This window comes from Hephaestia sp. MAHUQ-44, assembly GCF_023806085.1.
GTDB lineage: Bacteria > Pseudomonadota > Alphaproteobacteria > Sphingomonadales > Sphingomonadaceae > Sphingomonas.
On sequence record NZ_JAMSLX010000002.1, the window covers coordinates 1 to 15,413 of the forward strand.

The following is a 15,413-nucleotide window of genomic DNA, read 5'->3' on the forward strand; positions in this document are numbered from 1 at the left end:
TGGCCCCGTTACGCGGCTGGGCACCCCGCGGCCGGCGGCTCCATGCCAAGGTGCCTTATGGCCATTGGCGCACGATGACCTTCCTGGCGGCGCTTCGCTGCGACCGGATCGACGCCCCATGCGTGCTCGACCAACCCGTCAACGGCCAGAGCTTCACCGATTATGTCGAGCAGTGCCTCGTGCCGACGCTCTCGCCGGGCGACATCGTCATCATGGACAACCTCAGCAGTCACAAACGGCCCGAGGTCCGCAAGGCGATCCGCAGCGCCGGAGCCAGGCTGCTGTTCCTGCCGCCATACTCGCCCGATCTCAACCCGATCGAACAGGTCTTCGCCAAGCTCAAGCACCTCCTGCGCAAGGCCGCCGAACGATCCCACGAAACAACATGGCGACGCATCGGCACCTTGCTCGACGCCTTCCCGCCAGCAGAATGCCGCAACTATCTGCTCAACGCAGGATACGGGTCAGCATGAGGTCATCTGACTCTAGAACCGCGCCGATTCTGGATTTTTTGCGCTTACGTGGAAGCGGCACCGGCCCGCTCCCCACCACCCAAGACATTATGCCGACTGGGAGGGGGGAGCGGGCCGGTGCCGCCTCTGTTTCAGCAAAGCAGCAACAGATTTCAGGCACGGCGCTACCGCTGGCGGTGGAACCAGTAATTCTGGTCGGTTTGGGGATCGAAATAGAAGGGGTTAGTTGCATCCTCGCGGCGGAACAGCCGTGGCCATGCGACGCTGTAGCGCGCCCAACTGGCCCATGCGTGGGCCGTGCCGCCGGTGCGCCAATTGGTGTCGCGCTGATAGGCGAGATAGATCGGCACGAAGGTCGTGCTGACATAATCGCGGCACCGTGACAGCGCCATCGGAGCGGCTGCCTGATGGCGTGTGGCGAAGTGCCACGCGTGGCGGCGCAGTGCCTCGGCGGTGCGGCTTGCCATGCCCAGCGGCGCCCACATGCCCGGCGCCGGCGTGCCGTGGATCAACGCGAAGCTCGCCAGCGCGACATAGAAAGCCCCGGCATCGGTCAGGTGGACATCGTCGCGGAACAGCCGCGCCATCGTCGCCGATATGGTGTCCATGCTGATCCCGGGAACCGGATCGTTTTGCGTCGCCGCCTCGACCAGCGTCGCCAGCGCGAGCGCGACCGGGAGCGGGCGGATACGGTCGCTGCGGCCCTCGGCGGCGAGCGAGACGTTGATCCGCTCGGCGACGCACGCCCAGACCGGCTCGGCGGCGCGTTCATAGGCGATCCAACGTTGCGGATCGGCGCGATCCGATACCGTCAGCCACGATTCGTAGAGGAAGGTCTGCGCACCGGCATCGAGCCCGACGATGCGTTCGTGCATGTCGCGCAAATAGCGGATCGTGTCGCTCCAGACGATCGTCTCGAGCAGCGAATGCTGTTCGGTGACGATGAGCGTGTCGTAGGCGCCGCCGGGAACGCTGGGTCGCCAGATTTCGCGGAGCGTATCGATCGGCTGGCCGTGGCGATCGACCCCCGCGGCATAGCCGTTCCACCCGTCGATGCCTGCGCCGCGCGTCCGCATCTTGATCGATGAGCCGGGCAGATACTGGCGGTTCCACGCGATCGGGATGCGGGCGCCCGCGGATAATCTCGCGAGATAATCGGGAAAGGGCTGATCGGTCAGACTGTGGCCTGAAATGAAGACGCGTTTGACCGGCGCATAGGTGGGGGGCGTCATGCTCGGCGTGGTGCTATCCTCGCGGGGGGCAGGCGCTTGCCCGTCAAGCATGATCGCGGCCGCGATCAGCGGCAAGGTGAGCAGCATCGCGAGGGTTGCGGCCCGAATGCGCTCCATCGGCCCCGTCCTCGGGCCCGTCCGGCGATGCGGCGCGATCGGTCACCCGTGCGCCCTTGCGCGGCGCCAATATTGGACGACGAGCAGGATTTGCGGGCCTTCGACCAGATACCGCCGCCACATCCGCGCCGGGTTGGACAGCAAGCGGAACATCCATTCGAGCGACAGCTTCTGCACCAGCCGCGGGGCGCGGGTCTGATCGCCGGTCAGGAAATCAAGGCTCGCGCCGATGCACAGCCCGATGCCGGTGGCGCTTGCGTGGTTTTCGACCGCGCGGGCGATGCATTCCTGCTGCGGCGATCCGACCGCGATGAAGGTGAAGCGCGCATGGCTTTCGACGATGAAGGCGACGGCCTTGGCCACCTCGGCGGGATCGTGGATGAACCCCATCGGCGGGTTGTAATGCGCGACGTTGGCGAGCCCGAAGCGGTCGGACAATTTGCGGACCGATGCAGGCGCGCCGCCCAGCACGGCGATGCGGTCGTCGGGCTTGACGATCTCGCGGAACAGCGCGGCGGTCAGGTCGCTGCCGCTCAGGATCGACAGCGACAGGCCGTTGATGATCGCCAGCCAGCCCAGAATCCTGCTGTCGCACAGCGTCATCCAGGCGTGGCGATAGACCGGCCACAGATCGGAACGGTTGCGCTGGATGCGCACGACGTGATCGACATTGGGGGTGACGACATAGGCGAAGTGCGCGTCGCCGGGCCGCGCCTCGATCTGCCGGATCACGTCGGTGCGCGGGCAGCGGCTGAACCGGAAATCGAGGAATTCGGTGCAATCGGTTGCCGGATCGTTCGCCATTGCCGGGATGGCTGCCATCGGCATTGCCGGCCCTGCCAGATATTGCGTCGCCACAAGCGCCTCCCACCAAGATGTCGCGCGAGGATAGCGGCTGCCGGAAGCCGCCGCTTCGCCCCAAAGCCGTGGTGAAAATTGCCCGACGGGACTTGCCTAGGGTGCACACCCTGGGGGGTATTCGCGGAGGGCGGCAGCCTCGATCATGATATCAAAATTTATCAGTATCATATTGATATAAAATAAAAACAATCCATTCGATAATTGTCGGTGCGAAAAATCCTGCACGTGAATGTCGGAATGTCTGGTGCGCGGGGGCGGGGCTAGGCTGCGCTCCCGGCATCATTGGAGGGGGTATGGCGCGCGACACATTTCGAAGCGGGAACGGCGTTCTGCTGGTGACGGCGGTGCTGGGGCTGGGTGTCGCCGTACTTCTGCCGCCGGCGGTGTCGCTGGCAGCCGAAACCAAGGCCGGTCCCGATACCGAATATCGCATCAATGCCGGGGACGAACTCGACGTGTTCGTCTGGGGTGAGCAGCAGATGCAGCGCACCGTTCGGGTATTGCCCGACGGCACGTTCGCATTTCCGCTGGCGGGCACGATCGCCGCCGCCAATCGCACCGCGAGCGAGCTCTCCGCCGAGCTGCGCGAACGTCTCGCCAGGAATTATCGCGATGCGCCGCCCGATGTCACGGTGGCGGTCCGCGCGACCGCGGGGATGAGCTTCTATGTCATCGGCAAGGTGAGGACGCCGGGGGGCTATACCTCGGTGCGTCCGATCAACGTCCTTCAGGCGCTGAGCATGGCGGGTGGGCTCGCCGATTTCGCCAACGTCAAGAAGGCCGTGATCCTGCGCCAGACCCCCGGCGGGCAGGTCGTCGAGCATCTCCACATCGCCGACATCCTCAAAGGCGGGCGCAATCTGGAGAGCGGCGATCTGGCCGGCGCGCTGCCGTTGCTGAAGGGTGGCGATGTTCTGGTCGTGCCATGACCGCCCGCCAGCCCCCGGCAGGCCGAGACGGCGGCTGGCGCGCACCGTGTCGGGGCTGGCGATGACGTTCGCCGCGGCGACGGCGCCGCCGGTCGGCGCGCAGACCGTGCCCGCGGCCACCACGGGCGGCGAGGCCGCACCTGAGTTATCGGTCGGCACCGAGGTGACCTATTCGCCGAACCCGTTCCTGCTGCCCGGCGACGATCGCGGGGCGATCGCGGCCGAAGCCCGGATCGATGCCAGATATACGCTGCTCCCCTCGGTACAGTCCAAACTGGCGTTCGCGGGGTCGCTGCGCGATCGTGGCTACAGCCGGCGCTATGGCAATGTGGTGTTCGGCGAGGCGCGGCTCGACGCGAGCTACCGCGCGAACGAATATCTCTCGCTGCTCGGCACCGGGCAATTCCGGCGGGCGCCGCTGATCGATCGGCTGACGACAAGCGTCGATGCCGGGGTCGATCCGCGCGCGGTGAGCAATGCGATCTACGGGCGACTCGCGGTGCAATGGACCCCCGATGCACACACGATGATCCTGCCCGAGGTCGAGGCCGAGCGGACCAGTTACGATCGTAGCGGGCTGCTCGAGACGACGCGCGTGCTGCGCACCGCGCTTGCCGTCAGCCACCGCACCGGGCCGACGACGACGATCGGCGTGCGTGGCGGCGGGCGCTTCAGCCGCGGCGGGCCGCTCGATGCGACGACATGGTTCGTCAATGCGACGCTCGAAACCCGCGTTGCGCGCGATTGGACGCTGACCGCCGAACTCGGGGTCGAGCGCAATCGCTTCGACGCCGGCGCTCCCGGCGCCCCGGCGCGCGGGTCGGGGCCGGTGTTGCTCAACGGACGCGGTGCGCTGTGCCGAAATGGCGAACGCCGCGAGATCTGCTTTCGCGCCGGGCTGTTTTCGGAGGCGAGCGGGATCGGCGGATTGCAGCGCCGCACCTTTGCCAACGCGTCGTGGCGCGAGGCGATCGGGCAGCGCATGTCGCTGCGGCTGCTCGGCGAATATCAGCATGCCGGGGCGGGCGAGGGCGATCTGGCTGCCGCGACCGACGCCTATCGCGCCGCCGTGACGCTCGAACGGACGCTGGTGCCGACGCTCACGCTGGGCGGCACGCTTGAATATATCCGCCGTGGCCTGCCACTTGGCCGGGCGGTCGATTCGTTCTTCGTCGGCGCGGCGCTGCGCTTCACGCCGAGGCTGCAATGACCAACGATATCGTCCCCGCGACGGTCGTTCGGCCGATCGAAATCCTCGCAATCCTGTATCGGCGGCGGCTCTGGTTGCTGATCCCGATGCTGGTTGGTCTGGTCGCGGCGATCGCAGCGGTGGTGCTGTACGAACCGCAATATCGCTCGTCCGCCACCTTGCTGATCGATTCGCAACAGGTGCCGACGACGCTCGTCGCCTCGCCGCTGACCAACATGGCCGATGAGCGGATCGCCAAGATTCGCCAGCAGGTGACGAGCCGCGAACAGCTCACCAAAATCGTCGAGGCCAACAACCTCTATCCAAAATTGCGCAACCGGCGGCCGTTTGATGAAGTGCTGGGGGTGATGCGATCGGCGATCGGCGTCGATCTGGTCGGGGCGACCGGGCCGGGCCGGGCGACGCCGGGGCAGACGATCGCGCTGACCTTGTCGTTCGCTTATACCGATCCGGCGATCGCGCAGGCCGTCGACGAGCAATTGGTCGAGTTGTTCATCGCCGAGGACCAGCGGCTGCGCACCGAACAGGCATCGGGCACGGCATCGTTCCTGCTGCGTCGGGGCGATGAACTGCGCGACCGGCTGGTCGAACTGGAAACCAAGCGCCGCGAGATCGAGGCGCATTATTTCGGCGCATTGCCCGATCAGATCGCAATCACCGCGCAATCGGGCGCGGCGCTTCGGGCTGAAATCTCGCGGATCGATTCCGAATCGCAAGGCATATTGCAACAAAATGGCCTGCTCGCCGCGCGTAGCCAGGAGGCGATGGCAGCGCCCGATCCGGGTGCCGAGGCGGTGCGCCGGGCCGAGGAACATCTCAACCAGCTCCGTGCGGTCTATTCGGACGAATATCCCGGGGTCGTGGCCGCGCAAGCCGCGCTCGACCGGCAGCGCGCAACCGCGCAGCGCTCGCCCGCACCACGGCCGGGTGCGGGCATTATCCACGCCGAGATCGCCGCGGGCCGAGGGCAGGTCGGCATGTTGGCGCAGCGCCGGGCGCAACTGGTGAGCGAGGTCGCCAATATGGACCGGCTCGCCGCGCTGGCGCCGCAGGCGGCGTATGAACTCAACAATCTCGAACGCGATTCGGACAATCTCCAGCGGCAATATCGCGACATCCGCGAAAAGCAGCTCGAGGCACAGATCGCCGCCAATCTGCAAAAAGAGGGCAAGGGCGAGCGCTTCTCGGTGGTCGATGCGCCCAGCTTCCCGATCGGCTCGGGTGGGTTGGCGCGGGTGCAGACGCTGGTGCTGGGGGCGCTCGGCGGGCTGGGGTTCGGGCTGTTTCTGGTCGTGGCGCGGGAATTTCTGGCGGGCACGGTGCACGGCGCCACCGGCGTCCGACGCTATACCGGGGTTGCCCCGCTCGCGGTGATCCCGATGCTCCCATCGGGCACCGCGCCGCAGCGCCGTCTCGGTTTGCAACGCGCGCTGCCGCAGTGGCGCGGCGCGATCGGCCATGCGGGGGGCAGCGCATGAGCAGCAACGCATCCGGCATGGAACTGCCCGATTGGGCGCGCGCGCCGATCAACCGGATTGAGCCGGTGCGCGCCGCGTCGCTGCCGATCGATCGCGACCGGCTGATGCGCAACGGCATTTTCGGGTTCGAGCACCTCGATCCCCGCGCGCATGGTTTCATCCTGCTGCGCGCGCAGGTGTTGAGCGATTTCTATTTTCCGGGCGGCCGCATCCTGGCGGTGACGTCGATGCAGACCGGCAACGGCAAGAGCTATATCGCCGCAAACCTCGCCGCCGCGCTCAGCCGGATTCATCGCACCGTGCTGATCGATCTCGATCTGCGCCGGCCCTCGATCGGCGAGCGGTTCGGGGTCGCCGACGGCCCCGGTATCGACGATTATCTGAGCGGCGAGGCGTCGCTGAGCGGGATCGGCCAATGTCTCGACACCACCGATCTTACGGTCTTTCCGGTGCGCGCGACGCGGGAGAATTCGTCATCGCTGCTCGCATCGTCGCGGCTCGGCGCGTTGTTCGCGACGATCCGCACGCTGCCGGGCGCGCCGATCTGCCTGGTCGATACGCCGCCGGTGCTCGCGCTCGACGACATCATGCTGATTTCGCGCAGCGCCGATGCGGTGCTGCTGGTCATCGAAGAAGGCCGCACGACGGGCCGCGAGATCGCCGAGGCGGTGCGGCTGCTGGGCGAGGATGCGATCTTCGGCTCGGTCCTCAACAAATCGATGACCCGGCGCGAGGGCGATCTCGATCCTTATTATCAGGGACGAACGGCATGATACGATCGCAACCCGAGCCGCGACCCGGCATCATTCTGGCGGGTGGGGCGGGCACCCGCCTGCATCCGCTGACGCTGCCGGTCAGCAAGCAATTGATGCCGATCTACGACAAGCCGATGATCTATTATCCGCTGTCGGTGCTGATGATGGCGGGCATCCGCGAGATCCTGCTGATTTCCACGCCCGAGGACCAGTCGGCCTTCGTGCGGCTGCTGGGCGACGGCACGCAATGGGGCCTGAGCATCGCCTATGCGCTCCAGCGCGAGCCCGAGGGGCTGGCGCAGGCGTATCGGATCGGCGCCCAATTCGTCGATCGCCGACCGTCGGCGCTGATCCTCGGCGACAACGTCTTTTCGGGACACGGGCTGATCAAGGTGCTGGGCGCCGCGCACGCGCGCACCGACGGCGCGACGGTGTTCGGTTATGCCGTGCGCGATCCCTCGCAATATGGCGTCGTCACCTTCGCTGCCGACGGCACGGTGATCGCGATCGACGAGAAGCCGGCGCGGCCGGGATCGAGTTATGCGGTGACGGGCCTCTATTTCTACGATGGCCGCGCCGCCGATTTCGCCGCCGATATCGTGCCTTCGGCGCGCGGCGAACTGGAGATCACCGATCTCAACCGGATGTATCTCGAGCGCGGTGCGCTCCACGTCGAATTGCTCGGGCGCGGCTTCGCCTGGCTCGATACCGGTACCCATGCCTCGCTGCTCGACGCCGCGATGTACGTCCATGTGCTCGAGGAGCGGCAGGGGCTCAAAATCTGCTGTCCCGAGGAGATCGCCTGGCGCAACGGCTATATCTCGGATGCCGCGCTCGAACGGCTCGCGCTGCCGCTGCGCAAGAGCGGCTATGGCGATTATCTGCTGCGGCAGCTCGCGCTGGGCCGCTCGAGCGCGCGGCGCGCGGCATGAGAGTGCACCCGACCACGCTGCCCGGCGTGCTGCTGATCGAGCCGCGCAGGATCGCGGATGCGCGCGGCTTCTTCATGGAAAGCTGGAGCGAGCGGGTGTTCGCCGAGCACGGCATCAACGCCACGTTCGTGCAGGACAATCACAGCCGGTCGCGGCGCGACGTGGTGCGCGGGCTCCATTACCAGGTCGGCCGGCCGCAGGGAAAGCTGGTCCGCGTCAGCGCCGGGGCGGTGTTCGACGTCGCGGTCGATCTGCGTCCGGGCAGCGCGGGCTTCGGCCGATGGACCGGGCATGTCCTGTCGGCCGACAATGCGGCGATGATGTGGATTCCGCCGGGCTTCGCGCACGGCTTCCTGTGCCTCGAGGACGGCACCGACCTGCTGTACAAATGCACCGATTATTACGCGCCCGAAGGCGAGCGCACGATCGCGTGGGACGATCCGATGCTCGCGATCGACTGGCCGTTGGGTGGCCGGCGCGCGCTGCTGTCGGCCAAGGATGCCGACGCGCCACGCCTTGCCGCGTGCGAGGTTTACGCGTGAGCACCGTCGATCTTGTACGCGCGCTGCCGGCACCGGGGGTGACGCATGTGACGCAGCCGCTGCTGCCGCCGCTGGCCGAGTATATTCCCTATCTCGAACGCATCTGGGAAAATCGCTGGCTGACCAATTGCGGGCCGTTCCACGAGGAGTTGGAAAGCGCGCTGGTCGCGTATCTCGATGTGCCGCAGGTGTCGCTGGTGTCGAACGGCACGATCGCCTTGTGGCTGGCGTTGCAGGCGCTGCGCGTCGAGGGCGAAGTCATCACCACGCCTTTCTCGTTCGTCGCCACCGCGCATGCGCTGCGGCTGGTGGGCGCCACCCCGGTGTTCGTCGATATCGATCCCGAAACCTGCAACCTTGACCCCGCCAAGGTGGACGCCGCGATCACGGAGCGCACGACGGCGATCCTGCCGGTTCATTGCTACGGTTTTCCCTGCGATGTGGCGGCGTTGCAGGCGATCGCCGAAGCGCACGATGTGCGCCTGGTCTACGATGCGGCGCACGCGTTCGCGGTGCGCGACCATGGCCGCAGCATCCTGGCGCACGGTGACCTCTCGGTGCTCAGCTTCCACGCCACCAAGGTATTCAACACCTTCGAGGGCGGCGCGATCGTCGCGCCGGACAAGGCCACGAAAGACCGGATCGACCAGTTGCGCAATTTCGGCTTCGTCGGCGAGACGATTGTCGCCACCCCGTCGATCAACGGCAAGATGAACGAGCTTCAGGCGGCGTTCGGGCTGCTGCAATTGCGCCATATCGATCGTGCGATCGCGCGGCGCGCGCGGATCGGCGCGCAATATCGCGCGGCGCTGGCCGGGGTGCCGGGGATCGGCCTGTTCGCGTCGGGCGCGTCATGGGCGCCCAATCACGCCTATTTCCCGATCCGTGTCGCCGCATCCTATCCCGGCGGGCGCGACGGCGTGTGGCAGCGGCTTCAGGATGCCGGCATTCTGGCGCGGCGCTATTTCCACCCGCTGATCGCGGACATGCCGGGCTATCGTCATCTGCCCTCGGCGCGCGCGCCCTTGCCGGTGGCGCGGCGGATGGCGGCGGAGATCCTGTGCCTTCCGCTCCATCCCGATCTGCCTGACGCGGCGATCGAGCAGACGATCGGGATCGTCCTTGGCGATTAGCCACGCCCCCGAATCCGATCGGGAGGGCCCCCGCATTGTGGTGACGGGCAAGGGTGGGCAACTCGCGCGCGCGCTGGTTGCGACGGCGCCGCCCGGCGTGCAGGTGATCGCGCTGTCGCACGGTGAACTCGACATCACCGATGCCGCGCAGGTGGCGCGGATGATGGCGTCGCTGGCCCCCGATGTCCTCATCAACGCCGCGGCTTATACCGCCGTCGATCGCGCCGAGCACGATGCCGAGCGCGCTTTCGCGGTCAATGCGCAGGGCCCCGCGACGCTTGCGGCGGCGGCGGCGAGGACGGGCGCGCGCTTCGTCCAGATATCGACCGATTATGTGTTCGACGGCACCAGCACCGTCCGCCGCCGCAGCAATGATCCGGTACGGCCGTGCAACGTCTATGGCGCCTCCAAGGCGGCCGGGGAGGCGGCGGTGCGCATGGCACTGCCCGACGCGCTGATCGTCCGCACCGCCTGGCTGTACGGCGCGGCGGGGACCAATTTCGTCGCGACGATGCTGCGTCTGCTCGCCGAGCGCGACGAGGTGGGCGTGGTTGCCGATCAGTTCGGCTCGCCCACCCATGCGCGCAGCCTGGCGCGCGTGCTGTGGCGGCTGGTGGGGCGTGACGTGCGCGGGATCTGGCACGCGACCGATGCCGGTGCTGCCTCATGGTACGATTTCGCGGTCGCGATCGCGGAGGAGGCGCGGGGCGCCGGGCTGCTCGCGCACGCCGCAGCGATCCGGCCGATTGCGACCGCCGATTATCCGACCGCGGCGCCGCGGCCGCTGTTCAGCATCCTCGATCCCGAGGATCTGTGGGGCGCGGTTGACCTGCCGCCGCCGCACTGGCGGCACGAGCTTCGCGCGATGCTGGCCGAGGTGAAGGAATCCGCGCCATGAAAAGCCTGCTCGTCACCGGCGGGGCCGGTTTTATCGGTTCGTGCTTCGTGCGTTATTGGCGCGATCGCTATCCCGACGACCGGATCGTCGTGCTCGATCTGCTGACCTATGCCGGCAATCGCGCCAATCTCGATGGGGTGGCGCGCGTGTCGCTGGTGGTCGGCGATATCTGCGACCAGCGGCGCGTCACTGCATTGCTGCGCGAGCACGACATCGACACGATCGTCAATTTCGCCGCCGAATCGCATGTCGATCGCTCGATCAGCGGCCCCGATGCCTTTCTGCGGACCAACATCGTCGGGACGCAGCGCCTGCTCGAAGCTGCCCGGACGGTCTGGCTGTCGGGGGCGGTGCGGCCGCATCATCGCTTTCATCAGGTCTCGACCGACGAGGTGTTCGGCAGCCTCGGCCCCGCCGATCCGGCGTTTCACGAAGCCACGCCGTTCGCGCCCAATTCGCCTTATTCGGCGAGCAAGGCGGCGGCGGATCATCTGGTGCGCGCCTATCATCACAGTTTCGGGCTCGCGACCAGCGTGTCGCATTGCTCGAACAATTACGGCCCCTATCAATTTCCCGAAAAGCTGATTCCGTTATTCCTCATCAACCTGCTCGAAGGCCGCCCGCTGCCGATTTACGGCGACGGCATGAACGTCCGCGACTGGCTGTTCGTCGAGGATCATTGCCGGGGGATCGACCTGATCCTCCAGCGCGGGGGGGCGGGGACGCAATATAATATCGGTGGCGGTGCCGAACTGACCAATATGGCCGTGATCGATACGCTGTGCGCGCTGGTCGATCGGCATTTTGCCCGCTCCCCGGGGTTGGCGGCGTGCTTTCCCGATGCGCCGGCGGCCATGGGGCGTGCGTCGGCATCGCTCAAACATTTCGTGATCGACCGGCCGGGGCATGATCGGCGTTATGCCATCGACGATCGCCGAATCCGGGCGGAGCTGGGCTATCGCGCGCGGCACGATTTTCAGCAGGGGTTTGCAAAGACCGTCGCCTGGTATCTTGCCAACGTGGATTGGTGGCGCGCGGTTGCGGATCGGGGCGCCGCCGCGCGCGGTTCAAACGCTATAGCGTCGCCGGCGGGATCAGGCGGACCAGCGCCGGCAGCGATCGCCGCCACAGGATAGTTGATTGTTGGCGGGGATTGAGACCACGCGCGAGCCGCGACAACTGGCCGCGCGTCATCCCCGATCGCTCGCACAGGAACGGGTGGCGCGGCGTGCGCGCGAAATAGCTGTGGAAGATCGCGCGACGGTCGGTTGCGAAGGCGGGCTGGCCGCGGTGAAAACATTTGGCGGTATCGACGAAGATCACCGTCCCCGCCGGGCCATCGCAGGTCACGATGTCGCGCTCGAAATCGGCCCCCAGCACAGTCGCCAGTTCGGCGCTGGTCGCGGTGGTGTAATGATAGCCCCTGGCGTCGTCCTGCGCTGGATCGGCCCGCGCGATCGCCTGAAACGGGCCATCCTGCTTGCCGACGTCGTTGCAATAGATCGCGACCTTGATCGTCTTGCGATCTTCCCAGTCGCGGTGCCACTGCCTGGTACCCGCCTCGCGCCCGTCGGCGACGGTGTAGATGATGTTGACGCCGTCATAGGCGACCGGCAGCCCGATATAGGCCTCGACGATATCGAGCAGCCGATCGTGCAGCCCCCACATGACGATTTCGGGCGTATTCGCGATGTTGCCGGGGGGCACGATGGTGAAGGTCTTGCCCGCTGCGACCTGCTGCCTCGCCTCCTCGGCGAACGCGTCCGCCAGCCGCTGGCCGGCGCGTAGCGCCTCCTGCGAACCGGGCAGGCCCAGCACGTCGAGCGAGGTGACGAAAATACCGTCGCGCTCGAGCCCCGTGACGATCTCGCGGTCGAGCCCGCTCAGCACGGGCAGCGCGGCCCGGTGCGCGGCAAGCGCGCGACGATAGCGGTTGGCGAGAACCCGGCTGACGGGTGGCGCGTTGGCCAGCCGTAACGCCGAACGGGCGGGGAAATTCTTGAGACGATGCGCCCAGTCCTGCGTTGCGGCAGCGTTCATGGCGATTCCTCCGACCGGTCGGGCGTGCGCGCGGGGGCGTGCGTTTCCGGGGCGCTTTATCTGCCAACGGTCCCGATCGGCGGCAATGCGCGCTTATGCGGAGGAAAAATTGCGCATGCCGGGCGAACCCGGCCGATGCGGCCCGTCGCTTAAGGGGAGATGGTCGTTGGCGTCACGCGCTTTTCGAGGGCGGCCCAAGGTAAAGCGGCGGCAGCGGCACCGTACTCAGGACGAGTTTCTGCAAGACGACATTGTCGTCGATCCGCCAGACCTTCACCACGTGCTTGCCGGTGGTGATGCTACCCAGGTCGGCCGAAAGGCGCAGGATATTGTCGGAGACGGCATCGGCCCAGCGCTGGCGGGCCAGCGTGTCGTGCGCGCCGCCGGTCGCTTCCAGATGGGCCTTGAGCACCTGCACGGGGCCATCGTCGATCGACACGCCGATGCGGATGCCGCCGCTGGCGTTGGTATCGAGCGTCGGCGCCAGATCGAGCGTCAGCGTCGCCGGGCCGGCGTGCTCGACCAGCACATCATAGTCGAGGCGAACGCCGTCCGCCGCCGAGGTTGCGGGGCGCCCCTGTGGCAGCGCCAGCATGGCGCCGTCGGTACGGCTCAGATGGGCGACCGGCGTCCAGCGCAGCCCCGCGCCATCGTGCGCGCGGCTGAAGGCGGGTGCCTCCAGCGCGATGATCCCCGGTGCCAAGGGCGCGCGCGCGGCAAAGGCGGGCTGCCGGCCGCGCTGGTCGGTAGGGGTGTCGGCGCCGACGCGGGTGATGCTCGGCATCGTCTGCTGGGTGGGGTCGTTCCAGATCACATAGCTCATGTGGACCTGCTGCATCATGCCGTCCCATTTGCCGCCGTTGATGCCGTGGTAGCGATCGGTGAGCGCGGCATCGCGCGCGAAGGTCGCTTCCACCTGATCGGCGAAGACATTGGCGCGCGGATCGTTGCGCGCCGCGAGCAGCTTGTTCCACGCCGCGGCGTAATAAAGCCGGTAGAGGTTCGCCAGCGCCGCGATCGGGAATTCGAGCAGCTGAAAATAGGCGTCGCGCTGGTCGGGGCGCAATTGCGCGCGGACCGCGAGCATCCGCGCCTCGAGCGCATCCCATTCGGCGACCATCGTCCCGAACTCGCCGCCGTCGAGGCCCTGCGGGGTGATGCCGCCGAGCGGAAAACTGTCCTGATCGATCAGTTCGGGCTTACGGCGCGCGGCATATTGGCTGTACGCGGTCATCATCTCACCGATCGCCGCGGCGTGCTCTGCGCCGAAGGTCGCCCGCGCCCAGCGCTGCGGGTAGGTGGCGAGCGTGTCGGGGGTCACCGCCTCGGGGTTCCACGCCATCGCGAGGAAGAAGCTGAGCGGATATTCCATCGGCTTGATGTCGCCGACATTGACGATCCACATCGCCCGCGCGCCGCGCGTATAGGCGAGATCCATCTGCTGCCAGACCTTCTCGATCTGGTTGGTATTGAGCCATTTGTAATTGCGCGGCCCGCCGACATAATCGAAATGATAATAGATGCCATAGCCGCCGCGGCGGGGCGGGGCGCCGGGTTCGGGCAGCCGCCGGATCTGGCCCCAATTATCGTCGGCGAACAGCAAGGTGACATCGTCGGGCACCGCCATGCCGTGATCGTAATAGTCCTGCACTTCCTTGTAGAGCGCCCAGATCTGCGGGGTATCGCTCGCGGGCTTTCGGGTCACCTCGGCGATGATCCGGCGCTGGTCGGCCACGATCTGTTCGAGCAGCGGAATGGCGGTGCCTTCGCCCATCGCTTCGTCGCCGTCGCCGCGCATCCCGATCGTGACGACGGCCTCATAGCCTTTACCGTCGCCTTTCGACATCATCCGCGCGATCCCGCCGCGCCAGAAGGCGCGCAGATTGTCGCGGTTCCGGGTGTAATCCCAAGGGCCGCCCGTCACGCCCTTGTCGGTGTTGCGGTGCCATTCGTCCTGCGCACGCATCATCACTTCGTGATGCGAACTGCCCATGATGACGCCCATCGCATCCGCCAGAACCATATTGTTCGGATCGTCGTCGGCAAACGCCTTGGGCGCCCACATCGCGGGCCAGAGATAATTCCCCTTCATCCGCAGCAGCAATTCGAACACGCGCGCGTACAGGGCCGAATTGATGCCGCCGAATTTCTTCTTCGCCCAGCCGCTGAAACATGGATCTTCATCGTTGATGAAGAAGCCGCGGTAGCGGACGCTGGGCTGATCGCGCCGCGATCCTGCCGGAATCGAGACGTCCCATTTTCTGGGAATCGGAACGTCGGCGAACCAATACCAGGGCGACACCCCCAGGCGTTCGGAGATGTCATAGGTGCCGAATACTGCGCCGCGCCGATCGGCGCCGACGATCACCAGCGCCTGTGCGACGCCGGGGAAGGGATCGTCGACCACGATCTGGCGGAAGGCTTCCCATGCGCCATGAAGATCGGTGGCGTCGATTTTCCCAGCCTGGATGAGATTGTCGATGGTAGCGCTCTGGCCGAGGACGCCGATCACGACGACGGGGCCACGAAGTCTGGTGATGGTCGTCAAGCGTTGCGGGCGCCGGCCGCTCACGGCGGCAAGGTCGGCGGCGAAACCGGTCGCGACATGCGCGACGGCGGAATCCGCGTCGGGGTCGATCAGGATGGCGGCGGGGGTGCCGTTCTGGATCAGGGGAAAGTCGTGCCCCGTCGTGCCATTCGCCGATAGCGTTTGGGCGGCGCTGGGTATTCGTAGCGCCGCCAAGGCGCCGACCGAGGTCGCGCTGCCGAGCAGAATCCTGCGCGTGATACCGTTCTTGCCCGATTCGGCCACC

General features: G+C 66.8%; 14 protein-coding genes. 10 read left to right on the forward strand and 4 right to left on the reverse strand.

What is annotated here, in order from left to right; translation table 11 throughout:
* The coding region (locus NFE57_RS02105; protein ID WP_252133919.1) for an IS630 family transposase at positions 1 to 473 on the forward strand (473 nt) is incomplete at its 5' end.
* A gap of 164 nt (positions 474 to 637) precedes the next feature.
* Here the strand turns inward: NFE57_RS02105 and NFE57_RS02110 are convergent.
* Positions 638 to 1,822, reverse strand: a complete 1,185-nt coding sequence (locus NFE57_RS02110; RefSeq protein ID WP_252133920.1) for a hypothetical protein — start codon at positions 1,820 to 1,822, stop codon at positions 638 to 640.
* A gap of 42 nt (positions 1,823 to 1,864) precedes the next feature.
* Positions 1,865 to 2,680, reverse strand: coding sequence for a WecB/TagA/CpsF family glycosyltransferase (locus NFE57_RS02115; protein ID WP_252133921.1), 816 nt, complete (start codon positions 2,678 to 2,680; stop codon positions 1,865 to 1,867).
* A 296-nt stretch (positions 2,681 to 2,976) separates the two neighbouring features.
* On the opposite strand from NFE57_RS02115, the gene NFE57_RS02120 reads away from it, so the two are divergent.
* The 9 genes from NFE57_RS02120 (at position 2,977) to rfbB (ending at position 11,696) form a co-directional block, all read left to right on the forward strand.
* The gene (locus NFE57_RS02120; RefSeq protein WP_252133922.1) at positions 2,977 to 3,612 is read left to right on the forward strand and encodes a polysaccharide biosynthesis/export family protein; all 636 of its coding nucleotides are present in this window, start codon (positions 2,977 to 2,979) and stop codon (positions 3,610 to 3,612) included.
* A gap of 61 nt (positions 3,613 to 3,673) precedes the next feature.
* Positions 3,674 to 4,822 (forward strand): hypothetical protein, encoded by a 1,149-nt coding sequence (locus NFE57_RS02125; RefSeq protein WP_252133923.1) that lies wholly within the window; start codon positions 3,674 to 3,676, stop codon positions 4,820 to 4,822.
* Positions 4,819 to 6,300: a GumC family protein gene (locus tag NFE57_RS02130; RefSeq protein ID WP_252133924.1), complete on the forward strand. Its 1,482-nt coding sequence runs from the start codon at positions 4,819 to 4,821 to the stop codon at positions 6,298 to 6,300. The genes NFE57_RS02125 and NFE57_RS02130 overlap by 4 nt, the downstream gene beginning before the upstream one ends.
* Positions 6,297 to 7,073 (forward strand): CpsD/CapB family tyrosine-protein kinase, encoded by a 777-nt coding sequence (locus tag NFE57_RS02135; protein WP_252133925.1) that lies wholly within the window; start codon positions 6,297 to 6,299, stop codon positions 7,071 to 7,073. The genes NFE57_RS02130 and NFE57_RS02135 overlap by 4 nt, the downstream gene beginning before the upstream one ends.
* Entirely contained in the window at positions 7,070 to 7,987 is a 918-nt protein-coding gene (gene rfbA / locus NFE57_RS02140) for a glucose-1-phosphate thymidylyltransferase RfbA (protein ID WP_252133926.1), read from the forward strand. The genes NFE57_RS02135 and rfbA overlap by 4 nt, the downstream gene beginning before the upstream one ends.
* Positions 7,984 to 8,529 (forward strand): dTDP-4-dehydrorhamnose 3,5-epimerase, encoded by a 546-nt coding sequence (gene rfbC, locus NFE57_RS02145; RefSeq protein WP_252133927.1) that lies wholly within the window; start codon positions 7,984 to 7,986, stop codon positions 8,527 to 8,529. The genes rfbA and rfbC overlap by 4 nt, the downstream gene beginning before the upstream one ends.
* The gene (locus NFE57_RS02150; RefSeq protein WP_353653857.1) at positions 8,526 to 9,662 is read left to right on the forward strand and encodes a DegT/DnrJ/EryC1/StrS family aminotransferase; all 1,137 of its coding nucleotides are present in this window, start codon (positions 8,526 to 8,528) and stop codon (positions 9,660 to 9,662) included. The genes rfbC and NFE57_RS02150 overlap by 4 nt, the downstream gene beginning before the upstream one ends.
* Positions 9,652 to 10,560 (forward strand): dTDP-4-dehydrorhamnose reductase, encoded by a 909-nt coding sequence (gene rfbD, locus NFE57_RS02155; protein WP_252133928.1) that lies wholly within the window; start codon positions 9,652 to 9,654, stop codon positions 10,558 to 10,560. Before NFE57_RS02150 ends, rfbD begins: the two co-directional genes overlap by 11 nt.
* Complete coding sequence (gene rfbB / locus NFE57_RS02160; RefSeq protein WP_252133929.1) at positions 10,557 to 11,696, forward strand: dTDP-glucose 4,6-dehydratase; 1,140 nt, start codon at positions 10,557 to 10,559, stop codon at positions 11,694 to 11,696. Before rfbD ends, rfbB begins: the two co-directional genes overlap by 4 nt.
* On the opposite strand, the gene NFE57_RS02165 is transcribed toward rfbB, so the two are convergent.
* Both NFE57_RS02165 and NFE57_RS02170 read right to left on the reverse strand, forming a co-directional pair.
* Complete coding sequence (locus NFE57_RS02165; RefSeq protein ID WP_252133930.1) at positions 11,635 to 12,600, reverse strand: phytanoyl-CoA dioxygenase family protein; 966 nt, start codon at positions 12,598 to 12,600, stop codon at positions 11,635 to 11,637. The two genes, rfbB and NFE57_RS02165, sit on opposite strands and share 62 nt — an antisense overlap.
* A 172-nt stretch (positions 12,601 to 12,772) precedes the next feature.
* Positions 12,773 to 15,412: a glycosyl hydrolase 115 family protein gene (locus tag NFE57_RS02170; protein ID WP_252133931.1), complete on the reverse strand. Its 2,640-nt coding sequence runs from the start codon at positions 15,410 to 15,412 to the stop codon at positions 12,773 to 12,775.
* Position 15,413: the final 1 nt, after the last annotated feature.